The sequence below is a fragment of the Mycobacterium nebraskense genome, from assembly GCF_002102255.1.
Lineage (GTDB): Bacteria > Actinomycetota > Actinomycetes > Mycobacteriales > Mycobacteriaceae > Mycobacterium > Mycobacterium nebraskense.
Map to the genome: position 1 here is coordinate 57521 of NZ_LQPH01000161.1, position 20903 is coordinate 78423.

At 63.8% G+C, this 20903-nt stretch carries 22 protein-coding genes and 1 pseudogene; 2 read left to right on the forward strand and 21 right to left on the reverse strand.

Annotated features, from left to right (window positions below):
- Positions 1–91: 91 nt before the first annotated feature.
- The 10 genes and pseudogenes from AWC17_RS24705 to AWC17_RS33655 form a co-directional block, all read right to left on the reverse strand.
- Positions 92–973: an ESX secretion-associated protein EspG gene (locus AWC17_RS24705; protein WP_157859019.1), complete on the reverse strand. Its 882-nt coding sequence runs from the start codon at positions 971–973 to the stop codon at positions 92–94.
- 56 nt (positions 974–1029) lie between these two features.
- Entirely contained in the window at positions 1030–1323 is a 294-nt protein-coding gene (locus AWC17_RS24710) for a hypothetical protein (protein ID WP_042910680.1), read from the reverse strand.
- 48 nt (positions 1324–1371) lie between these two features.
- Positions 1372–1674, reverse strand: a complete 303-nt coding sequence (locus AWC17_RS24715) for a WXG100 family type VII secretion target (protein ID WP_007172153.1) — start codon at positions 1672–1674, stop codon at positions 1372–1374.
- A 78-nt stretch (positions 1675–1752) separates the two neighbouring features.
- The gene (locus tag AWC17_RS24720; protein WP_007172152.1) at positions 1753–3234 is read right to left on the reverse strand and encodes a PPE family protein; all 1482 of its coding nucleotides are present in this window, start codon (positions 3232–3234) and stop codon (positions 1753–1755) included.
- Positions 3235–3249: 15 nt separating this feature from the next.
- On the reverse strand, positions 3250–3546 hold the full coding sequence (locus AWC17_RS24725) for a PE domain-containing protein (RefSeq protein WP_040624290.1): 297 nt from the start codon (positions 3544–3546) through the stop codon (positions 3250–3252).
- 236 nt (positions 3547–3782) lie between these two features.
- Entirely contained in the window at positions 3783–4199 is a 417-nt protein-coding gene (locus tag AWC17_RS24730) for a helix-turn-helix domain-containing protein (RefSeq protein WP_007172150.1), read from the reverse strand.
- On the reverse strand, positions 4196–7294 hold the full coding sequence (gene eccCb / locus AWC17_RS24735; RefSeq protein ID WP_007172149.1) for a type VII secretion protein EccCb: 3099 nt from the start codon (positions 7292–7294) through the stop codon (positions 4196–4198). The genes AWC17_RS24730 and eccCb overlap by 4 nt, the downstream gene beginning before the upstream one ends.
- Entirely contained in the window at positions 7284–8339 is a 1056-nt protein-coding gene (locus AWC17_RS32215) for a hypothetical protein (protein WP_007172148.1), read from the reverse strand. The genes eccCb and AWC17_RS32215 overlap by 11 nt, the downstream gene beginning before the upstream one ends.
- Positions 8340–8412: 73 nt before the next feature.
- On the reverse strand, positions 8413–9903 hold the full coding sequence (gene eccB / locus AWC17_RS24740) for a type VII secretion protein EccB (RefSeq protein ID WP_007172147.1): 1491 nt from the start codon (positions 9901–9903) through the stop codon (positions 8413–8415).
- Between the two features lie 177 nt (positions 9904–10080).
- Positions 10081–10253, reverse strand: a pseudogene (locus AWC17_RS33655) (type II toxin-antitoxin system prevent-host-death family antitoxin); the annotation flags it as partial.
- Between the two features lie 135 nt (positions 10254–10388).
- Between AWC17_RS33655 and AWC17_RS24750 the strand changes: the two are divergent.
- Positions 10389–10616 (forward strand): ribbon-helix-helix protein, CopG family, encoded by a 228-nt coding sequence (locus AWC17_RS24750; protein WP_042910679.1) that lies wholly within the window; start codon positions 10389–10391, stop codon positions 10614–10616.
- Positions 10613–10918, forward strand: coding sequence for a hypothetical protein (locus tag AWC17_RS24755; protein WP_007172144.1), 306 nt, complete (start codon positions 10613–10615; stop codon positions 10916–10918). Before AWC17_RS24750 ends, AWC17_RS24755 begins: the two co-directional genes overlap by 4 nt.
- A 371-nt stretch (positions 10919–11289) precedes the next feature.
- Here AWC17_RS24755 and AWC17_RS33135 read toward each other — a convergent pair whose 3' ends face one another.
- From AWC17_RS33135 to AWC17_RS24805, 11 genes are all read right to left on the reverse strand, one after another.
- The gene (locus tag AWC17_RS33135; protein ID WP_109413176.1) at positions 11290–12225 is read right to left on the reverse strand and encodes a hypothetical protein; all 936 of its coding nucleotides are present in this window, start codon (positions 12223–12225) and stop codon (positions 11290–11292) included.
- Between the two features lie 1437 nt (positions 12226–13662).
- Positions 13663–13950 (reverse strand): hypothetical protein, encoded by a 288-nt coding sequence (locus tag AWC17_RS24765; RefSeq protein ID WP_007172141.1) that lies wholly within the window; start codon positions 13948–13950, stop codon positions 13663–13665.
- Positions 13951–14237: 287 nt separating this feature from the next.
- On the reverse strand, positions 14238–14570 hold the full coding sequence (locus tag AWC17_RS24770) for a hypothetical protein (protein WP_033717256.1): 333 nt from the start codon (positions 14568–14570) through the stop codon (positions 14238–14240).
- Entirely contained in the window at positions 14570–15247 is a 678-nt protein-coding gene (locus AWC17_RS24775) for a hypothetical protein (RefSeq protein ID WP_101930854.1), read from the reverse strand. Before AWC17_RS24775 ends, AWC17_RS24770 begins: the two co-directional genes overlap by 1 nt.
- A 69-nt stretch (positions 15248–15316) precedes the next feature.
- Positions 15317–15703 (reverse strand): YbaB/EbfC family nucleoid-associated protein, encoded by a 387-nt coding sequence (locus AWC17_RS24780; protein ID WP_007172138.1) that lies wholly within the window; start codon positions 15701–15703, stop codon positions 15317–15319.
- Positions 15700–15840: a hypothetical protein gene (locus AWC17_RS32860; protein WP_007172137.1), complete on the reverse strand. Its 141-nt coding sequence runs from the start codon at positions 15838–15840 to the stop codon at positions 15700–15702. Before AWC17_RS32860 ends, AWC17_RS24780 begins: the two co-directional genes overlap by 4 nt.
- On the reverse strand, positions 15837–17582 hold the full coding sequence (locus AWC17_RS24785) for a PPE domain-containing protein (protein ID WP_007172136.1): 1746 nt from the start codon (positions 17580–17582) through the stop codon (positions 15837–15839). Before AWC17_RS24785 ends, AWC17_RS32860 begins: the two co-directional genes overlap by 4 nt.
- Positions 17583–17627: 45 nt before the next feature.
- Positions 17628–17927, reverse strand: coding sequence for a DUF2694 family protein (locus AWC17_RS24790; protein ID WP_007172135.1), 300 nt, complete (start codon positions 17925–17927; stop codon positions 17628–17630).
- Positions 17928–17931: 4 nt separating this feature from the next.
- Positions 17932–18249: a type VII secretion target gene (locus AWC17_RS24795; RefSeq protein WP_007172134.1), complete on the reverse strand. Its 318-nt coding sequence runs from the start codon at positions 18247–18249 to the stop codon at positions 17932–17934.
- A 34-nt stretch (positions 18250–18283) separates the two neighbouring features.
- Entirely contained in the window at positions 18284–19909 is a 1626-nt protein-coding gene (locus AWC17_RS24800; RefSeq protein ID WP_047324037.1) for a DUF4226 domain-containing protein, read from the reverse strand.
- Positions 19910–20475: 566 nt separating this feature from the next.
- A complete protein-coding gene (locus AWC17_RS24805; RefSeq protein WP_007172131.1) occupies positions 20476–20691 on the reverse strand; it encodes a hypothetical protein in 216 nt (71 codons plus the stop codon).
- Positions 20692–20903 lie beyond the last annotated feature (212 nt).

Sequence of the window (20903 nt, forward strand, 5' to 3'; positions counted from 1 at the left end):
TTAGCGCCACATAATTTGGCCACAGCGCGACAGTAACAACCACGGTTTTCATCCGTCTACAACGGACACCATATTCGCCTGTATCGAAATTTTATGTCCGCTGATGAGTCGCCCAGCCGCGTCCCGAGGGCAAAGTTTCGAGCAGCTCGACCACAGCCGTGTGGATTGCGTGATCGGCGCCGGGCAGCAGTGTGGTCCATTGCCTGCCGTCAGGACCAACGCTGTTGCTGACAACGACGCGGCCGATCAAGGTGTCAGCCACGGTCACCGCCATCGGCGCCCGCGCCGGGCCACTGATAGAGAATTCGGCCGCGCCGATAACCGCGCGGGTGGTGCCCCGGTCGGCGACCGCTTCGACTAGCCGCGCCTGGGGAACTGAAAGTCCAACCTCTACGAGGCCCGCGATGATGTCGATGGCGGGGTTGGCCTGCCAGGCCGACAGAACTGTATTGAGTACCGCTGCTTCGCTATTGATGCCGTGGAATTGGGCCGGGTCGGCCGGCCCTATCGTGTCGACGACGACGTGCGCGATCTCGGTCCCACCCAGCGGGGTGACCACAACCTCATCGCTGGTGTCTTGGCCCGGGCGCCAGAGCCGCGCGGCGGCCACCCACGCGTTATCGCGCCGGCACAATGTCACAACTCGCTGGGGAGGCCGCTGGGCGTACCACCGTGCCAGCGCCTCGGCGGCCTCAATCGCGTCCTCCGGGGCGGTGAAGACCGCTGGTGGGCCTTCAAGCCGCTCCGGTCGGATCTCGGGGCGGGTAATCGTCACGTCAATCTCGACGTCGGGACGCCCCAAGGCCCGCACCCAAGAGGCCACGCTGGGGTCAACCTCGCCGCCCTGACAAATCCCCGCGTTTTCGAGCACCTCCATCCCGGGGTGAGCCGCGATGGTGGCCTGCACCGCCCCAATGGGCCGGATCTTGAGGGCAGGTGGCAATTGAGCCACACCGCAAAGCGCGGCTGTCAACCACAAACCTTCCGACGTGGTCGACAGCCGCGCTGCAACCGCGGTTCCGGTCTCGGTCACAAGCCCCGGAAACCAGCCTGGACCGCGTGGTCGGTGCCCAGCGCATTCGTCGACGCGTGCCCCTGGGCCTGTCCATGGCGCTCGATCGTGGTGAACACCGCCTGGAACGCCTGATCGATCTCGTGCATGGCGACCTGGGCAGCGTCAGAACCATGCTGCGTCCAGACTGTGGCGACCTGGTTGATTGTTCCCATGGCCCGGGTACGCAGATCGTTCATGTGAGCGACCAGCTGCGCCTGGGCCGACACGTGATCGGCGATCATGGCGTGGTCGTAACGCATTGAATCCATAACCATTCTCCTCTGAAAGTCGTTCGATGTCTGAAAGATTGGCCGCGGTCAGGTCGACTGGATGGAGCCCAGCGCCGCGCGGTTCTGCGCGTTCGTTTCTTGGTACTGGTGCGCCGAGCGCTTCATTATGTCGATGACGCTCTGAAACCGCTGGCTGACCTGTTGGCCGGTCCGGTTGATGTCCTCGGTGGTGGCCATGGAGGCCAGCGCCGCATCACCACTAAACCCAGTACCGGTGAGGTTCTGGTTCATGGTGACATAACGGCCCAACGCCGACAGCACCTCTTGTTGAATGTTCGACAATTGACTTGCGCCCGAAAGCATCTGGGCGACATCGGCGTTCAACGCCATGATGGTGTATCTCCTTCACTAGCAAGTGGTTACCGCTGGTTCGATCAGTTCAGCAATGACCCGGGCCCCTGCCGGGAGTTATCCTCCCTGCCCGACGTGGACCACGCCCTCAGACGTGAGCACCGGCGCCGCATGCGCGGAGGCCGGTAGCGTGATCGTCTTATCCTGCTCGCTGACATCGGCATATTCACTGCCGCGTCCGGAGCGCCCCGTTGCCGCCATGGGTCCATACATTCCGGGCGCCATGGCTCCTCTGCCCGCTGCCGCGCCGCTTCGCAGTCCCGCAGCCGGTTGCTCGTCTGTTTCAGCGCCATCAGCCACGTCGGCCCACCAGCCGCCCGGCACGCCCACAGGCCCACCTAGCCCGCCAGCAGACGGTTTCGTCAACGCCGCGGCAACCGCTGACGCGCCCCCGGCGAAGCCGCCGTTGGCGCCACTTAGTCCCGACCACGGTGCACTGGCTGCGCTGAATCCCGGTGCTCCCCCGGCTGGGGGCCCACCCAATCCACCGGACATTCCACCGGTCAGCGCCGACAACGGGCCCATCAGGCCGCTTAGTTGGCCACTGGCACTCGACGGGAGCTGCCCCAGTGACTCCAGTGGTGAACTGAGCGAACTCATCATTTCGGTTGGCGCCTGGGTGAGTTGGCCGAGCAACGACTGTCCAGACTCTTCCAGGGGCGGCTGACCGCCTTGACCCGCCTGCAACGGTGGAGCTTTTCCCTGCGGCGCGTTACTCGTGACGCCCTGGCCGGTGCCCGTCGTTGCGGGCACGCCCTGCCCCGCGGTCGTGCCGGTGGTCGCTGGCTGCGGTGCCGGGGTTTGCCCACCAGTGGGCGACCCTGCGGCCTGCACGCCTGCTCCCGTGCCGTTGAACACGCCGCTCGAGATCCCAGTGGCCACGCCTGTGCTGATCCCACTGCCAGCCGACACCACTCCCCCACCGGCGCTAATGCCCGACCCTAAGGCCTGCACGCCAGCACCAACCCCGTCGCCGACCAACCCTGCCAAGCCGGCCGTCGCCCCCAGCGGATTGCTCATATCAGGCAACGTCGGCAAGGGAACGGTCAGCGCGCTCACGACAGGGGCCATAGCGCCCAAGTAGCCGACCATGGCCCCGGCGTTCTGCGACCAATACTCCCCATATTCAGCATTCGCCTCGGCGATCGCTGGGGTGTTGATCCCCATGAAATTTGTTGATTCCAAAGTGGCCTCGCGGACCCGGTTGGCCACCACCACTTCATGAGGAATGGTCGCGGACACGGCCGCGCTGTACGCAGTCAACCCAGTTTGGATGGTGGCCGCCGCAGTCTCTGCATGCAGCCCGGCGGTCTGCTGCCAGGCCGCCATCGGCGTGGCACTATCGAGCATCCCCATTCCGCCAGAGCCCTGGAAAACCGGCGCGGTCGCGATCGCGGTCACCGACTGCTGCATCCCTTGCTCGAAGTGCGTGGCCGCAGCAGCCGTGTAGGCGGTGATCTGTGGGACGTGCGCCGTTGGACCCGCGCCCATCCTGGTCAACCGAAATGCGTTGATCTCTGGTGGGATACCCCAGTACATCAGTGCACCGCCGCGCTACAGCGACAGCAGCGCCTTGCCGACCGCATCCATAGCGGTGTAGGTGGCCGCCGACGTAGCCACGGTGGCTGCGAACGCCTCCCGCTGAGCCACACCTAGAGCACCTGCCGCCAAGAACTGCGCGCCGTGCGCGGCGATAGCTTGAGCGAACATTGCCGACACTTCCTCGCCGCCCATCGGCAGCACAGCGCCCATCGCTGGTGCCCCAGCGGCAAGAGTGGCCGCCGTGGTCGCCCCGCCTGCGCCCTCTGATGCTGCCTGCGCCGCCAGCGCCGGCGCCTCAATGAACATCATTGCAATCCCACCCCTGTCCACATATCCCATTCGCCCCACGAGCAATAAAGCCGCCGTTTGATGCGACGATAACCGCCCCCAGGGACACCGGCAACCAAACCTCCGACATTCCACACAAGGCAACACCCCCTGTTTCCCGACACCCTCTACGGCGCCGCTCACCTGGCGAAATACCGCCACGCATCACCGAGCGACAAAGGCCCATGCCGACGCATGAATCGGTCCAGATCGACCGCTTAATCAGCTACTGAACCGCCCAGCACGAACTGCGCAGCCGCACGCGCACGCTCCTCGATGGTTTTCAGCCGCAGAATCGACTGCTCGGCAGCACCGGCGGCCGACCGCGCCTCCTCGGCAATCTCGGTGAGCCGCGCTGCGACGAGCTGGGCCGAGCGAGTCACCGGCGCGCGTGGACCCGGTAGGGGTTGGCCGGCCAACAAGGCCGCACACGTCCCGGCCTCCCAGCCCAGCGCCGAGCCGATCCTATCCAGCGTGGCCGCACGAGACGGGACCATGCCATGGTTGATCAGCCGCGAGATCGTAGGCCGCGCCACGCGCGCCAGGCGTGCCAGATCATGTTTGGACAACCCCTGTTCTAAGCGGGCTTGTTCCACCGCGTGGACGAGCAGCCACGCGGGGTCATCCTCGCTCAATGGGCGCTCGCCGGGAACGCGATCTGCACCGGCGCCACCATCCGGTCAGTGACGTACAGGCCACGACCGGGGTCAGCTGGCACGGCTTTCGTTTTGCCGACGATCGGCCCTTCATCAGGGTCGCCGTCCATTACCACGACAGGTGCTTTGGCCTTGAGCAACTCCCCGATTATCGGATTGGTCAGCGTGCGGCCCCACTGAGCGATCCGCCGCGACACGACCAGGTGCAGGCCGACCTCTTTACCCCGCGCAATAAACCGCGCCAGCGGGCCCAACGGGTATCCGGTTCCTGCCACGAACCCACCAGTGTCCCAACTAGCAAGGGTCTCTTCACGATCGATGAAGACAAAGATCTCTGGCCCGCTCCAACGCCGCGTCCCCGCAGCCAACTCCGCCTGGCTTAGGTCTGTCATCGGCATACGTTCAGTCAGGATCGCCCCCAGGCTGTCACCCAAGGCACGCACCTGGTCCTCCCGGAAAACGTAGGCGCCCAAATGTTCACCTTCGACCACGCGCAGCAACTCATTATGAGGGTCCACCACATAGATCTGGGCCTGCTCGGGCCCGTACACCCGCATCACAGCTTGGGCCACCGTGGCCAACCCGCTCGACAATCCACATTCAGGCCGACCGGTAAGCAGCAGATGCGGGGTCGCAGCGAAGTTCGCGACCGCCGGCTCCAAACCGATTTCTGAAATCCCGAACGGCACGACACCACTCCAGTCGACCCCACCCGGCCCATGCTCACGCTGCTCCCATTGCGCGAAGACCTCGTCGATACCGACGATTTTGGGCAGCATCCGTACCCGCGCGGCCGCACTGTCAGGTCCAGCGAGCCGCTGAATTGGCTCAACGGCTGCTGCCACGTCGGCGCGCCGCCCTTGCACGGTTATCTCCGGTAACCCGGCCTGAAAATGGTACCCCTCCATCGTCGTGCCGCGGCCCCTGATCTTGACCACGTTGACCTGCTCGACCTCACCGCCAGTGTCGTCCTCTTCGTCGAGGAACATCTTCTGCTCCCCGAAGGGAACGTCGCGCGCGACCTTCACATTGTTGACCGTCATGTCATCGTTGTCACCGAGCTTGAGCTCCACGTTGCTGGTGAAATTCTTGGTCATTCCTGACGGGAATTTGTTGGCCACCCAGCCACTGGTCGACACAATGGCGTGCACCCCAACATCGGGTCCTTTAGCCAAGATTCGTTCCACGTCAGAAACCAACAGCTCCCAGTTCTTCACAAACGTTGGCCAGCCATCGATCACCAAAAACACATCGCCGAACGAGTCTTGAGGCACCTCACCTGGCACGCCGCCAAATTTGCGTTCACGCAGCTTGGTTAGCGTCAGACCTAGCTTGGTGAACGCCTGCTCGCGCTGATCGATCAGCGCCAGCATCTCGGCGATGATTCGTTTGACCTGCTCGGGGTCCACCTCGCGTGCGAAACCACCGACGTGCGGCAAACCAGCTACCAGGTTGAGGTCCGGCCCGCTGAGTGCGATGACGTAGAACTGAAGCCGCCGAGGATGATACAACAAAGCGGCACCCGAGATCATCGTCGCGATGGCCACCGTCTTACCCGATTGCCCCATACCAATGACCGCGCAGTTACCTTCGGCCAGATTGGGCGCATAGACAAGCTGGCGGTGGTCGCGCGGCCTGTCTTCGATCCCGACCGGAAACATCAGCCTCGAGAGCTCGCTTTGGGCCGAGCCATAGTCGACATCCCACGGTTGGCCCCGCAACCGCCGCACCAGCTCATCAGCAGGGACCGGCTGCAGCGGCGGCAGCCACATCGCTTGCAGTGGAGGAAGATTCAGCCGATTCAAGCAATCCACCGTTGCCTGCACCTGTTTGACGGTGCGGCCATCGGCGCCAATGATGGCGCGTGGTTCCGGGATTTTGGTCTGCTCGCCCTCGCCGTCGCGGGCCATCTGCAGAGCAGGCATACCGACCGCCTGGAACTCTTGTGGCTCAAGGTAACCGGCTTCCTGCCTGGCCGCAGCAGCTGCTGCCCGTTGGGGCGGTACATAGCTCTTGAGCACGAACGCCGTCTGAAACCTCGTCAGGTTCTTGTTGGCACCTACCTTCAAAAGCCCAGCCCCAGCAGGTTTTTTGGGCAGATGATTGGCCTCATCGCTACCCAACACCTCGTGGGAATCGGTGTCGCCGACAGTTCGCAGCGCCACCCGCACCGGGATGTTACTCATGATGCCGCCCTGCATCTGGTGGCCCAGCCGCTGCGACCCCATCACGAGGCGAAGCCCCTGCGAGCGGCCCTGGCGGCCGACCTCGTCCATGACCGCTTTGGCTCCGTCATGTTCAGCGAACATCTGCGTGAACTCATCGACAATCAGCAGCAGGTGCGGCATCGGCCGCAACTTCTCCTTCTTGTGAATGCGCAAATACTCATATTCAGCGATGTCACTGACCCCAGCCCGGTCAAGCCAAGACTTGCGGCGCTCCATCTCGCCGTAGAGGACATCTTCCATCCTCACAATCCACAGGCGATCGTTACGCAAGTTGCTCATCGCCGCGACGCAGTGCGGGAATCCCGCCACCAAATGCGCCAACGCACTACCCTTAAAGTCAAACACCGCGACCTTCAACGAGTCTGGCGAATGCGTCAAACACGCCGACGTAATCAACGCCGTCAAAAACACCGATTTACCACTCCCAGTCGTGCCGACGACGACGACGTGATGGCCCATCCCCTCGAACTCGTGAGTCTCCTTCAAGTCGAGGGCCACGGGCTGTCCATTGCGTGGATCAATACCGATCGGGAACCGCATCCACTCCCGACCCCACTGCAATTCGCCCTCGTCGTCTTGCAGCGGCGGACCCAGCCGCGTCGCCGCCCAGGCCTCCTCCACATCGATATCGCCCGGATCAGCGTGGCCGAGAATCTCATACAGATCCACGACCTTCGATGCGGCGGCAGTCGAACTTTGCGTTACCCGCGAATCTGCATGGTATCTAGCCATTTTGCGCGCAAACGCGACCGCGGACGCCGTGTCCAGCGTATCGGGGAGCGCGAAAAACCCCTCCTCGTCATATGCCCCGTCGCGCTTGACATGCAATGTGAACTCAGTTGTCATCCGCCGCGCCCTCCTTGACCACTACACGCACAAAGGTCACGCCCGCGACCCCCCCAACGCCCCTGCGATTCAACGTGTCCCATTCACTATCCACACGGAGCTGGTCGTTGATCACAAGCCAATGCGGACGTACCCCGTCCGCGGCGCCAGGGTCCCCGTAATTCTTTCGAGCGCCATGCAATTCGTGACCAACCGCCGCATCCATCGCCGTCGGCGACGTCCACACCATTCGCAACGGCCCGCCACTATCAAAGAGCTTGTCGTGTTGGCAATGCGGCAACCACTTGACCCAATCCCATCGTGCTGGTTCGTCGGTGACGACCATGACTTTCAAGTCCTGCGGTGAATGGAAGCAGGCCGCCTGACAAATCATCGCCCGCACCACACCGTGGACTGTGTCCGGACCATCCTCACCCACCAACGTCATCAGCGGAATCACCTTGAGCGACAGCGGTTTAGCGATCCCACTAATCTTGGACTGCTCCAACAAAAACTTGCGCAGCGCGTCATAGCAGACTGGCTCATAATCGGCCGACTCCCCCAACCGAGGCTTAGCCAGCTTCTTCGCCAAATCCGAAGTACCGGTTCCGAAACGGACAAAACCAAAGTGCATCGCCAAGTCCTCAGCAGAACCCGATCGCTCCCACATCCGCGGCGACCCGACCAACCCACGCAGCATCGCCGGTTCGGGATGCAAGAACTGGTAATTGGCGAACTGACGCTCGGCGTCACTTTGAATCACATCACGTGTCTGGTCGAGCTCGTCCATGTAGGCACGGCGCTCTTCTTCCAACGCCTGCGGAGACAACGCCTTATCACCGCCACCAAAACGGCCCTGCATAAACACCCCGGCGAACGACACAATCATCATCACCGGCACAAACAACGAAAACAAACTCATCGGCCCCGAGCGCAGCCCCGGTTGAGTCAAGATCATGGCCATCATGCCCAAAAACGCCGCGCCCATGACTGCAGGCAAAATGATCTGCGCCTTCGTCATCGGCAACCGGCGCGGCGCGATCGGAGAATCGCGTACCGACTGCATGCCGCCATCAACTTTGGGCGCCCTCAGCCGCCGAGACGGGCTGAAACGAATCGTCGACAACCTTCTCCCCCTCCTATCCGCCGGCCCGTACGTTGGTCTTCGTCGGCAACACAGCCACCGCGTCCGACGGGCTATGCACCGTCAACGCGGCCGCCCGCGACAACTCCGGTCCCGCAGGCCACACCTGCAGCATCGACCACGGCGCCGGACGAACCTGAGATAACACCAGCCCCAACGCCTGCACGCTATTGTCGTCAAACGGCACACCATAGCGCGACCCGGTGGAGCTAGTCAGCCACATCGTCTCGCGCGCAGGCGAATCCAATGCCTGACCAGTAGTGCTAACAAACGTCGATGCACCATCACCGACCAAGACCTGATTCGCTTGCACCCCGCCATTGCCGGCACCCACCAACGGCACCATCTTCGCCCGCTGATCCGCGCGGATGGGCAACCCCCGACCCGAAATCACCGCGAGCCGCGCCTGACGCTCGCTCACACTCCACTGCCACGCCACACACGAAACCGGCCGACTGCCCGCATCAACCAGGCGCACAGGCGACCGCGGATAATAATCCACATCAAGAACATGACGCAGCGGAATATGCGCCAAATGATCCGGCGATATCTGCGGCGGCGTGGCTAAACCAAACGAATCATGCTGGCGCAGCATCGAAGCCACCACAGGCGAGACCTCTTGAACCCCATCTGCCAGCACCACATAAAAGCGGTCCGACTGTGCAGCCACATCCCGGCTCGCCACCACCGCACCGACAACAACCCCCGCCCCCAAATCCACCTGACCGGGCCCACCGGCGCCAGGCACCGCGGGAACAGCCAGCGGTCCCCCCGCCGGCAACGCGTCAAAAAGGGCCCGCGACATCCCCGTCGCCTGCGCCCCGGGCGCAATCCCCAGGGGCCCGGCGACCGCGGACTGAGACAGATCAATCGGCATCCGAACACCATTAGTCACCAGGTGTACCTGCGGCCCATAAGACAACAACAAGGCCTCGCTGCCGGCGAGCTCTCCCGCCGCCTCCCCGAGCAACAACTGCCCATTGATGCCCGTCACCAACGGCGAACCACCAACCGTCGTCGGCGCCGTGTCGCACACAGCCCAGCGCGAAACCTGCGGAGACACCACCGCCGGTGTCTCCACCGGAGCGCCCTGGATCCCCACCGTCGGCCCTTTGGGCCACTTCGCAATCTCCCCCGATGCCACAAACGTCGGCCGATCCGGCGACCCAGCAATCAGCTGCGCCGACACCAGATTCAACGCCGGATACAGTCGCTTGTCGACCACCACAAACAACGCCCCCGACGAACGATCAGCAACGATCTTCGACGAGTCGTCGATCACCCCCGCCGGGCGAAACCACCCGTACACGAACGCCCCCACCACGAGCACCACACCCAACACCGCCGACAACATCAACAGCGTGCGGTGCCAGCGAACCGGATTGATCTCCATGCTCACCGAACGGCGCAGCAACGCAAACGACAAGCGTCGCCGAACAAAGAAATGACCCGAAACCTGCGTCTTAGACGCCAACTTCAACGGCACACCGGCACCGTACCGCCCCCCGCTACACCCCCGCTACCAGCACGTCCAAATTGAATGAAAACCCAGAACACCGCAGTGGCGCCAGATCGCTACAGGTACCGGGCTTTCAGGACCTTGACCGCCAGCGATCGGAGTCCGCCCCAAAAGCGAAGTCGCCCTACCCATCAGGATCGCAGCTCACTCCTGGCCGCCGACCATCTCCTCGAGTTCGGCCATCGACTTAGTAAGGCTCGCCAGCCCGGGACGACGGCCCTATCCCGTGCGACGGCCGCCATGAGGCGGCGCGCATTCTCACGCGAACCTAGCAGGTACACCGTTTCGCGCCCCGAATCGTCGTCATCGGCGTACATGGGCCCGTCCGTAACCGTGACTGGCAAGCTGAATCTGTGGTAGGTCGTCCTCGCACCATTTAACGCAACCTGCGTCGGCGCCACCAGCCGGAGTACCCTCACGACAACTGTCCTGCTCAGAGTAGGATAAATGGTATGGCGAAAGCCAAAGTGTCCGTAATGATTGAAGAGGCCGTGCTGGCGGCGGCCGATGCGGACGCCCAGGCGGCCGGGCTGAATCGTTCAGAGATGATCGAACGAGCCCTGCACAACGAGCATCTCCGAATCTCGCTCGAGAACTACACAACACACACTGTGCCAACGCTCGACATCGACGCCTACGCGGAGAAGATCTATCAGGCGAACCGGGCCGCTGGCCTGTGATCACACCCGGAGACATCACGCCAGGCCGCGACACCAACCAGGAACTGTACGTTGTCGTACTATCTAACACGATTCACCTCGCAGCCGCCACCGGCCAGGTGATCATCTGCCCCTTCATTCCCGGTGAAATCCCCAGCAGCACAATGGCTATGATCGTCACAGTGCTGCAACCCAAAGGGGTTGTCTTACCGGAGCTCATCCAGTGGCTTCCTGTCGCGGCCCTCGACCAACCCATCGGCAATATCGGCGGCATCGCGCTCGCTGACACGACCACGACCGCCGTCACCGCGCTCATTTCCTGACCCTCAACGTACTATCCCCGATCGCAACTTGCCCCCAATCCGATAAGAATGTCCCCGAGATTGCGTGAGAACAGACACCAATTTCTCGGGCAACCCTGCGCGCGTGGCCGCGGCGGTGGATGGATGGGTGCTTCCAGCGAATACCGCTTATTTCGTCACTGTGACGACTCGGCGTCTCTCCTCCAACGATCCGGCCATCACCTCGATCGCCAAATCGAGGCCCAGCTACCACGTACTTATAAGGCGTGCTCCTATAACGGTTTTCGCCAGCGCTCGGCGGTCAATCCTGATCACTGCATCCCACGTCGCACGCCGCGGCACCTCACGCTACGCCGCAGCCGAGCTCGGATTCGACCACGCGCCATAACAATTCAAATTTGGTGCCAAAATCTCCATGGGTAGGCCGTCGCCGCAGCGTAGACCATATCCGCTACGTCGACCGGTCGCCGCTCCCAACCCTGCAGCAACTCCATCGTGCGTGCGGTGACCCACTGCGCCTGATAACGCTCGCGATCTCCTGTGGAGGCCTCCGGCCGAGGCCGGTTCGCGCTGAGGTTCACGTAGTACACGGTTGAGGCGATCCGGTACTGGTTCCATACCTCCTCCGAGATGTGGTCGCCGGTGCCCAGCACATCCCACATCTGCCGCAGATCGAGCGTCATCTCCCCCGACATCTTCACAGCTTCGATCATCTGCACAGCCAGCGGCACAACGACCTGATTTTCAACCATGCGCGTCTCAGGTTCAGTGGAGGTCGTCTGCTGAACCCGGGCATACACCTCCGGGTGCAACGCTTCGAGACGATGCATATGCATATCGTCGAGAATCGGGCGGATGTAAGCACCGTCATCGAATTCGCGTTGACAAACCGCGTATTCGACCCCTGGCACCCGACCGTAGGGGCTGTCCGCGGTTACTGCCATGGCAACCAGATGCGTTCCGCCGCGGCCGCGCAGCCGTGCATATTCGGCTAGCACCTCGGCAGGATCGGATGACCCGAACCAGCCTTCCCGAAATTGGTTGTCTACCAACTTATCTGCCGTCAACAGACGGGCAGTACGTGGCAAGAACACTCCCCGCGGAATGTAACCAAAGCCTTCGTTGGACATCACCACGCACTCGGTGGCCCCGCCAGCCTCGCGGCGAAATACGCCCACGGCCCACTCAATGCACGCGTAATTAACAATGTCGCTGTCACGACGGAGCTTGCGCGCCAACACTTTTGCGGTTGCCAGTTCGGCTGACTCCGGTCGTCCACGGTTGCGGGCGCCAGCTCCGGCGCTGACAACACTTGCCGGCACAACCACCGCCCCACCCGATCCGACCGTCGATCCAGCTGCCGGCCCGGTTGTCGGCGCGGAGCCACCCGGTGTGGCCGTGTTGCCAGCAGGGGCGACGGGGGCTGCAGCACTTGCGCCACCCGCAGCTACGGGGGCCGCGGGAGCGCCCATACCCGGGGGCGGAAGCATCATCGCCGCCGGTGCAGCACTCGTCGGCCCGCCAGACGTGGCAAGCCCCGGCGCTGCGGGGCTGACTGCCGGAGGGGTCGCACCTGCTCCTGTCAACCCGGCCGAAGGAACGCCCGCACCCGAAGTCAGCCCTGCCGCTGGAGTTGCGGCTGCTTGCCCTGCGGCCGGCGTTCCAGTGCCGGTCGCAGGCGGCAGCGACCCCAACGCCGATCCGGCTGAAAGTCCTTGGGAGAACGCCGGTCCCAACTGTGCCGGTGCCCCGGCTGCTGGTGCGGCATTAGCGGGCAGGTTCCCCAGCCCGGCAGCCTGAGTACCGGGCAGCTGCCCCATACCGCCGGGCAGCCCGCCCAAGCCCCCACCAGAGCCCAGGCCTCCCATGCCACCCCCACCGGGCATCGATCCAAGTCCCCCCGTCATCGACGTCAACCCCGGCGGGAAACCAACAGACTGAATCCCGCTGCCACCACCACCCGGCATCGGCATCTGCCCGGCACCCGGATAAGGGCTCCCCATCACCGCAGGAGTGGATCCTGGTCCCGTCGTCGCCGGCTCGCCGTCCTCGCCCTTCGCTGCACCACTGTGGCGCGGCGTGTGCCCATTACCTATTCCCTGCGGATTGCCAGTGCCGTTGGGGTTCGCGGGGTCGCCGTTGTCATCACCTAGTCCGGAGCCCTCTTTGCCTGTGGGTACGGCTATTCCGCCTCCGCCGCTATGGGGCAAGACGGGGTCTTGAGGTGCCGGACCGCCTAGGCGTGAGGTAAGAGCCGTGATATCGGTGCCTGCAGTGTGCTCGAAAACTCCGGCCTTGGCTGTAGCGGCTCCTACCGCGCTGGTCGTCAGGGCTCGGGCGTGCGTGTGCCAGCGCGCCGCGATCTCCTGCTGTTGTATCGCGTTCTTGGCCTGCGACAGTTCAGCATTGGCTTTCATCAAGACGTTCCGTTGGGCGGTTTGCGCGTCGCGGTAAACGCCAGCGACTCCGTTGAAATAATCTGCCGCCGCGTTGTATATCTCGACCATCCGGCCGTAGTCTGCGGCCAATTGGCGATTCTTTTCGTGCCCAGCTTCCCAACCGGGCGATTGTGCGGCCTCTTCGCGCATCGCATTGGCGGCTTTGAGCTGCTGCTGCAGCTCACCGACTTTCTCCGCCAACGCCGCGTAGTGCGCCGCTTGGGTCTCCAACGGCTCTGCTGCTGGCGGCACCATATCCGGGGTGATGATGATGTTCCCAGCGATACTGGTTGCGGGCACATCCGCCACGGCTCCCTCTTCCTCACACTACCGGCAAGCGGCGTTTACCTTGTCTTCTGCGGTGTTTGCACGACCGATCGCGGCGTTTCGCAAGCTGCCCTTGCGATGCGTGGTGGCGTTTTCCATGTCCGAGCTGGCCGCAAGGTAGTCGTCGATCCCTGAGCGGATCGTTGCCGGTGTATCGGCGGGCAGTTCACGGCGCAGGTATGCGCTTTCCACCAGGATTACCCGCGCCTCGTTGGCCAAGGCCTCTTGGGTGCCAGGGTCATTCCAGTCGGCTGGAGCGTGGGCCACCGCGTTCGTGGCCGCGTCCATTGCTGTCGCGGTAATCCCCCACACTTGGCATGCCTTTGTGCGTGCGGCTGCCACCTGGTCGGAACTCGGGGCAGGTGGTGACCACGGCGCAACCACCGTACTGACGGGAACTTTGGATGGCGTCATCCACGCTACTGCGGCAAGGACGGCGGCTCCGACCGCAACGACTAGCGCCGCCGCCGTGCCCCCCACCGCCCCGCGGCCGGGCCCCGCCGGTGGCGGAAGCTGACGTGGCGGGAAAGCGGGTGGGAGCGGTGTCCCCGCTTGGGGCGAGTGCAGGGTGGCGGTCATATGCTCACCACCGGTGTCAGGTCCTGAGCGTTCTGGTTGTCGGTCTGAAGGTCTGCGGTCAACGATTGATCGTTGCGTTGAGCCACCTTTCCACCGCGTGGCGCCAGCGCGGCACCGGCTCCCGCGACTTGCTGGTTCACACCTGCGCTTGCTGCCACGCTCGGCGCCCACATTGAAGCCGCGTGAGCCCCCCCGGCTGCCGTGGCCGCCGCGCCATGGGCCGCGTGCTCGGGCACGGTCGTAGCAAACTCGACCGTTGCCGAACCGGTCAGCATGTTCGCCGACTCCGCCGCAGCGGGAATGACCTGCAGAATGTCATCGGTTCGCATCACTCACACACCTTGTCGAGTCGATCTCCCGCACTTCTAAGCGCTAACACGAACGGCTGGGCATCGTGGTCGGACAGCTCGCGGGTATTGGCGTCGACCAACCGAATTACTGCGGTGACATATTCATTGGTCGCGTCTAGCACGTTCTTCGGGGTAGCCGGCGGAAGATGCTGTTGGATGTACTGCGTCTCCAGTATCACCACAAGCTGGAAGTTGCCCAGTGCAGGATGGTATTGAGGCGATTGCCGGTCTCGCGCAGCGTCGAAGAAGTTCTTTTGAGCAGCAATTATCGATTTGTCCGCCGTATCGCTGGCGTCGCAGGCTTCCTTCTTGGCCGCCGCCACTTGCTCCGGGCTGTAGCTCACCGGCGGTGGGGGTGGCGCCATCACCGTGGTGGTTGTCGCGGCCGGGTTTGATGCGGTCAACTTCATCGCACTCATCACCGTTGCGCTTAACGCCAGTAGCAGCGCGAGCGCCAGCATTACCCATACCGCCAGCCAGCCCGGCCCGCGTCTGCGGTACACCGGTGGCGGTGCAGGAGCTTGTGGGGGTGGCACGTAGCTGGGCGGTGGTGGCAACACCGCGGCACCGGTCGGCACACCGACCGTACTCGTGGAGGTGGGCGGGCCGCCGGTCGCAGCGGGGTAGCTCGGCTGCCCAACTGCCTGCGGATTCATGCAATCAGCGTACTGTCCTGCGGCGACATCGGGCTACCGTTGGACGCGAATCCAAGACGAAACCGGTGCTCAGGTGGCAGTCCAGATCTCACTTTCGGGATTGATGAACGCTTGCACAGCAGCGTCGAGCGCTTCCTGGTCTTGGCCGCCTCCCACGCTCGCTGTTTCCTCGGCCGCGGCGTTGACTGCCTCGTCGATCGTGGTGTTGATCAGCTCGGCCAAAGCCCCGTGTGAGTAGCGGGTGGTGCAGCCCTGCGCCAGCGACAGCGAGGTGAGTTGTCCTTGGGAGTTCACCGACAACACGACGTCGCCATCGCCGCCGATGGCTTCCAGGTCGATGCCATCCATCTCCTCGAGCAGCTTGGAAAGCATCGTCGACACCCGTTCCATGCGCGCTATGACACTGGCGGTTAAATTCTTATCCGCCTGGTAGCCGTCATACTCGTACACCGTCACGGGGCCTCACCATCGTCGTCGGACGCAATTTCATCCTGCAGGTCGGGCAGGGCCATCGACACCGAATCGAGCTGGGCCATCACTTCAGCGACCAGATTCTGATCGGACTGATAGCCGACGCACCCATTCACGCTCACTGGTCATCACCGCTGCCCGGGTCGCGGTCGACGCGTCGGCTGCGTGACCGAACGGTCACCGTGCGCTTCGGCCCGTCTTTGGGGTAGGCAGCGGCGTCAACGGTGGCCGTGTGCCGAATTGGGTCTCCCCGTTCGCCTTTGATCGGCTCGGAATTAGGGCGCGATGGCATCTCGATCGACTTGTCCGGGTCCTTTACCTTGCGCTTGGCCGCCCCGGCGCCAGCGCCCATGCCCCCCATCGGGGGCATGAACATTGGGGAGCCGCCCATACCGCTCTCAGCGGCGGCAGCGGTGGGACTCGGGGTGGCGCTGGCCCCCGCCAACGGGGGCGAGGTGGGGGAACTCATTCCGGAGATCGCTGAAGCCGCCGGCTTGAGATCTGCGCCGCCGCTGGCCGCCGGGGCGGTAGCGCCGTCGTCACCACCGCCTCCGCCGGCACCGCTGCCCAGGGAGTCTGCTGGCTCAATTTTGGCCGCGTCGTCCAGCCCGTTCTTGCCTGCCATTCCTTGTGCCAAACCTGCAACGCTCTGGGTGGCTTGCTGGGCCAATCCCTGCAGCTCTTGGCCTAATTTCTGCGGTATCTGGGTGGCCATCCCGACCCCGGCGCCCAGCAGGCCGGTCAACATCGGCGGCAAAGATGAGGCCATTCCCGGCATCGCACCCGTTCCCGCAGGCGCTAGCGGGTTAGCGGCGGGATCACCATCGCCTGCATTGAGACTCTCGTCGAGGCCGGCGGGGTCGGTGTCGGGGTCGACGTCGCCGGCGTGGGTGGTGCCCGGGTGATCGCGTGTCGGTTTTGGATCCGCTCCCTGCTGAGTTGGAGACGGCGGGGTGTCCCCTTGTCCGGCACCAGGTTCCACGATTGCTGGGGCTGGCGGTGGCCCCGGCGGAGCCTCCGGTATCGTCTCGCCGGTGTGGTAGCCAGCGGCCACAACCTGGGTGTGGTTCGTTAACTGGGTCAAATTCGTGTGTGCCTTAGACACCGCGGCCGCCGATCCCGGACTGGGATAAGAGCTGTTGAGTGCGATCGCGTTGTGGAGCTCGCGGTGACGGTTAGCGAACTCCGTGGTCGTCGGAGTCGCCTGCTTGGCTTGTGTAAATCTGTTCTTGTGGCTGCCGGCGAGCTTTCCAACGGTGTCGGCATGGCGGGCCATCTCCTGCGCCCAGTCCGCGTAACGATTCAACGCCGCCGAAATACGCGGTCCTGCTTCCCCTTTGAGATGTTCACTGACCGTGGCCGCCCCGCGGCGGGCCGATCGCGCGGCAGCGCTAAATCCTTCTGACAGTGCCGCACAGTCGGCCACAAACGCATCCCCGGCAGCGGGCTGACCGGCTTCCATGATCGCCGCCGTCGTTTCGGCTGGGCGGGGTCCCGGCGGGGCGATCGGCACATCAGGCGCAACAAGATTCACCGTCACCGCCGGGGTGAAGCCCGGCGTGGAGGGTGCAGGGTTACCTTGCAAGCTCACCACCGCTTGATTGGCCTGGTCCATCTGCCCATACGCGACTGCTGACTGGGTTATCGCCTTGGCGCCGGCCGCAAGGACCGTCGACCCGTCAGCAGCTCGCGATGCCATCACCGCCGCGTGCTCACTGAGGCGGGCAGCCACGCTCGTTGATGTCTCATCGGTGGCCAGCGGAGGGTGCACCGGCGACTGCGCGCCGAGCCTGGCAAGGCTGTTAGCGGCGGCGACCAGCCCCGCGACCGCACTCTGCAGTCCGGCAACATCGACCTGCAGCACTGCGGTCCTCCCTCCGTGTTCTAGCTGACGTTGCGACGAGTTCTCTCAGAAATCGATCAGGGCCTCATAGCTGGCAACCTGATCCTTGGTGGGCAACGCACTGGACACGGTCACGTGTTGAGCCTCCCACTCCTGACGCAGCGCCAACTGCGAGCGTAAATGAGCCAGCGTGTTCAATTTGATGATGCGGTTAGCCAGTTCGGCGTCGCTGAGCTGCATCGCCGCCGCCTGAAGCTCCACGCCTAACGAGTTGCCGCTGCGGCCCACCGCCACCACGATCGACTCATCGCGGCTTGCGACCTCGAACACCACGGTGTCGTAGTCGGTCGACGGCGCTTCAGACATGTTGCTAATCCGTGGAAATCGTCAAATTGGCACGGTTGTCAGCGTTCATCTCCGCCATGCGCGCCGCGGCGGCGCGAAGCTGCTGCGCCATGGCCCCGTGCCGCTCTTGTTGGTCGCGCAATGCGGTCTCGCGGTCGTTGACCGCGGCCACTGCAGCACGACGCGCCTCGTAAAACAGCGGTCCCCACGATTCGGCCGCAGCCACGGTGCGGGCATGGTCAGCACGGGCCTGCCCGCACGCCTCGGCGGCGCGTTCGTGGGCGATCGCCCATCGGATCAGGTCATCGGTGTTGACCTGCAAGGCCTGCTCATTCACGGTCATTACGGTACTCCCTCACGTTGCAGTAAAAGTTCGCTTAAGTGGTCGGCGGCGCCGGTGCGGGCGCCACGGCCGGTGCCGGGGCGACGGCCGCCGAAGTCACCGTTGTCGCTGTTGGGGCCGACACGCGTGTCCACCCCAAGAAATTCGGGCCAGTGTCGAGCTGGTCAATCGGCGTGACCTGGCCATTGAGCCAAACATGGTCTTTGTCTAGAGCCATGACCCGATGATCGGTGTATTGGCCCACATCGCCGAATTGCAGCCGCGAGGGTGCCATGGGTGAACTCACCGGCGAACCCAGCGGCGGCAACTGAAGATTGGCCCCTGCAAACGCGTCGTCGATGCTGTCACCGGAGAGCACCGCGCGTCCGGCCTGCGCGAGTGCGCCATTGGCCGCGGTTCGCACCGATTGGTCGGGCAGCTGGACCTGAGTCGACGGTGTTGGCGTCTGACCTGGCGCTGCCGGCGCTGACGGCGGCGGGGTGGATCCGCTGCCAGCGTTTTCTGTCCCCGCCTTGTCCCCTTTGTCTGCTTTGTCCCCTGGGTCGTGCAGTCCGGCCGGCTGGGTGCCATCTCGCGGTTTGTCGTCACCGGTGTGCGATCCGGACGGGTCTTTCAACGAATCGACGTGCTCATCAGAGGCCTGGTCCGGATCGTGGCCGCCATCGCGTAGCGCCCCACCGATCGCCGAACCCAAATCCCCCAGCCCGCCGCCACCGCCTCCGCCGAGCGAGGGAATCGCTGAACCGAGCGCACCTGGCAGCGAGCCAAGAGCGCCCATCGCAGGCCCGCCCATCATGCCCAACCGCGACATCAACGGATCTGAGGCCAGCCCGTCCAGTAGCGGGTCATTGCCACTGCCAGTGCCGTCACCGGTCCCGGCCGGAGAATCGGCACCACCACCCGGTGTAGTGCCGGTTGAGTCCGGGTTGCCGCTGCCAGTGCCGTCGCCGCTCGAACCCTTGGTGTGCGGGTCATCGCCGGGTTTCTTGTCTTGCAACGCCTGATAGCGCGCCGAGAGACCATCCAACACCCGCGCTTGTGAATCTGAGTCCAGCCCAGCGTTTTTCAGGACGTTGAGGATGTCGTCGGTTTTTCCCTGCAAGAACTCTGCCAGCTGCTGTTGGCCGGTCGCAGTATCCAGCGATGACCCCAGCTTGTTGACCTGGTCGATGATGTCTTGCTGCAAAGCTTGGAGCCGCTGACGACCATCAGCGCTAGAGCTCGACGCTTTAAGCAGAGCGTCGGCCAGTTTGTCGTCAGCGTCATTGAGCGCCGAATGATTTTTGGCCAGTGCCTCGTCGAGCCGTTTGGCTGCTTCTGCCCCTGCCCCGCTCAGTCCCGGTGGCGGTGGCGTGCCCGCCGGGGAGGTCGGCGCCGGCGACTCCGGCGGGGGCGGCGGGGGCGGAGGCGCTGCGGGTTGGTCGCGGCCCAGCGCCTGGTTGATTTCGGGCATCGGAGCCGTATCCGGGTTAATGCCCATGTAAGTGAGCTTGGCTCGGTCGAGCTTGGTGAGCTGATCGCGTGAGGTGACCGGAGCCGTTGGGGCCGGGTCTAGTGGCATCGGGCCGCCGGGCGCCGGGCTTTGAGGGAAGGGTGACCCCAATACCTCGGATACTCCGCCGAGCACCTGGGACAGCGCTACATCGGTCCAGCCCGTCATGTTCGGGACGATAAGTCCCGAGTCGCTTTAGCCGCTACCAACAACGCCACATTCACCAAAAACCGGCTACGCCAGCATGTCCACACGGCTTGTCGACTTTTGTTTTCTTTCAAGACACGCCGCACCAGATGCGTCCTGCAACTTCGCACACCTGCGTCAATCAGTCCGGAGATACGGCACACAGGAGTGCCTTAAGCCGGGGAGCCTCGCGACTGTGAGCGTAGCCGGCGAGCCAATCGGCGATCTTAGCTGCAAGCTCCACCGGCAACGATCGCGTGCTCTACATCGGTAGCATCGAGCACCGCGCGCATATCCATCGGCGGCAATGACTTTCGGGTTCGCAGCGGGCCCATCACGGGTTGCGCCTCCTCGATACTTCTCGCCGCACGCCCCTTCCCCGCAGTGGAATCCCCGGCTGCACAAGCAGTAGCCGCCAACACCGACATACGCGCGCGAAAGCCGACGCACCTCTAGCAGGACCAGCCTGGACAAGAGCAGGGTCAAATTGTCACGGTGACGAATCAGCCTGGCGCACGGGGCGCTATTGCAACCCGGGCGGGCGCCGATCATCTGACCGGTGGCGCCGAAGAAGCGGCCTTGCGGCTGGCAGTAAGTACGTCCTGGATTTCCGCAATCTTCATGTCGACGTCTTGCACGACTGCGTGCGTGATGCCCGGATCGTCGGCTAGCTTAGCGGGGATACCGTCGCGCAAGCTGGCCAGCTCGTCGGCGATCCACTTTATTCGACGCGATGCGAACTGGTCGCCTTCGACAAGTGGCATCGCCCGCGAGGCCAACCTGACACCTCTATCAGCGATCCGGGCGCTGCACCCCTTTGGTTCCAATGTTAAATCCCTTCGAGCGCTGCACTTTCCACCAACGCTAGGGCAACTTATCGGCCTAGGCGACGGTCACGGTCAAAATTCCCGCCAGAACTTTGACGCGCGAAGGTTGATCGCCGGCCTTGGGGTAGATCTGCATCGCGACGGGCCAT

What these genes read in the sequence shown, in the direction of transcription:
- AWC17_RS24770 (WP_033717256.1), bottom strand. Translation starts at nt 14,570, where the DNA reads ATGCGAACCGATGACATTCTGCAGGTCATTCCCGCTGCGGCGGAGTCG.
- AWC17_RS24790 (WP_007172135.1), bottom strand. Translation starts at nt 17,927, where the DNA reads ATGTCTGAAGCGCCGTCGACCGACTACGACACCGTGGTGTTCGAGGTC.
- AWC17_RS24765 (WP_007172141.1), bottom strand. Translation starts at nt 13,950, where the DNA reads ATGGACGCGGCCACGAACGCGGTGGCCCACGCTCCAGCCGACTGGAAT.
- AWC17_RS24750 (WP_042910679.1), top strand. Translation starts at nt 10,389, where the DNA reads ATGGCGAAAGCCAAAGTGTCCGTAATGATTGAAGAGGCCGTGCTGGCG.
- AWC17_RS24720 (WP_007172152.1), bottom strand. Translation starts at nt 3,234, where the DNA reads ATGTACTGGGGTATCCCACCAGAGATCAACGCATTTCGGTTGACCAGG.
- AWC17_RS24725 (WP_040624290.1), bottom strand. Translation starts at nt 3,546, where the DNA reads ATGATGTTCATTGAGGCGCCGGCGCTGGCGGCGCAGGCAGCATCAGAG.
- AWC17_RS24715 (WP_007172153.1), bottom strand. Translation starts at nt 1,674, where the DNA reads ATGGCGTTGAACGCCGATGTCGCCCAGATGCTTTCGGGCGCAAGTCAA.
- AWC17_RS24775 (WP_101930854.1), bottom strand. Translation starts at nt 15,247, where the DNA reads ATGAATCCGCAGGCAGTTGGGCAGCCGAGCTACCCCGCTGCGACCGGC.
- eccCb (WP_007172149.1), bottom strand. Translation starts at nt 7,294, where the DNA reads ATGACAACTGAGTTCACATTGCATGTCAAGCGCGACGGGGCATATGAC.
- AWC17_RS24805 (WP_007172131.1), bottom strand. Translation starts at nt 20,691, where the DNA reads ATGCCACTTGTCGAAGGCGACCAGTTCGCATCGCGTCGAATAAAGTGG.
- AWC17_RS32215 (WP_007172148.1), bottom strand. Translation starts at nt 8,339, where the DNA reads ATGCAGTCGGTACGCGATTCTCCGATCGCGCCGCGCCGGTTGCCGATG.
- AWC17_RS24710 (WP_042910680.1), bottom strand. Translation starts at nt 1,323, where the DNA reads ATGGATTCAATGCGTTACGACCACGCCATGATCGCCGATCACGTGTCG.
- AWC17_RS24795 (WP_007172134.1), bottom strand. Translation starts at nt 18,249, where the DNA reads ATGACCGTGAATGAGCAGGCCTTGCAGGTCAACACCGATGACCTGATC.
- AWC17_RS24800 (WP_047324037.1), bottom strand. Translation starts at nt 19,909, where the DNA reads ATGACGGGCTGGACCGATGTAGCGCTGTCCCAGGTGCTCGGCGGAGTA.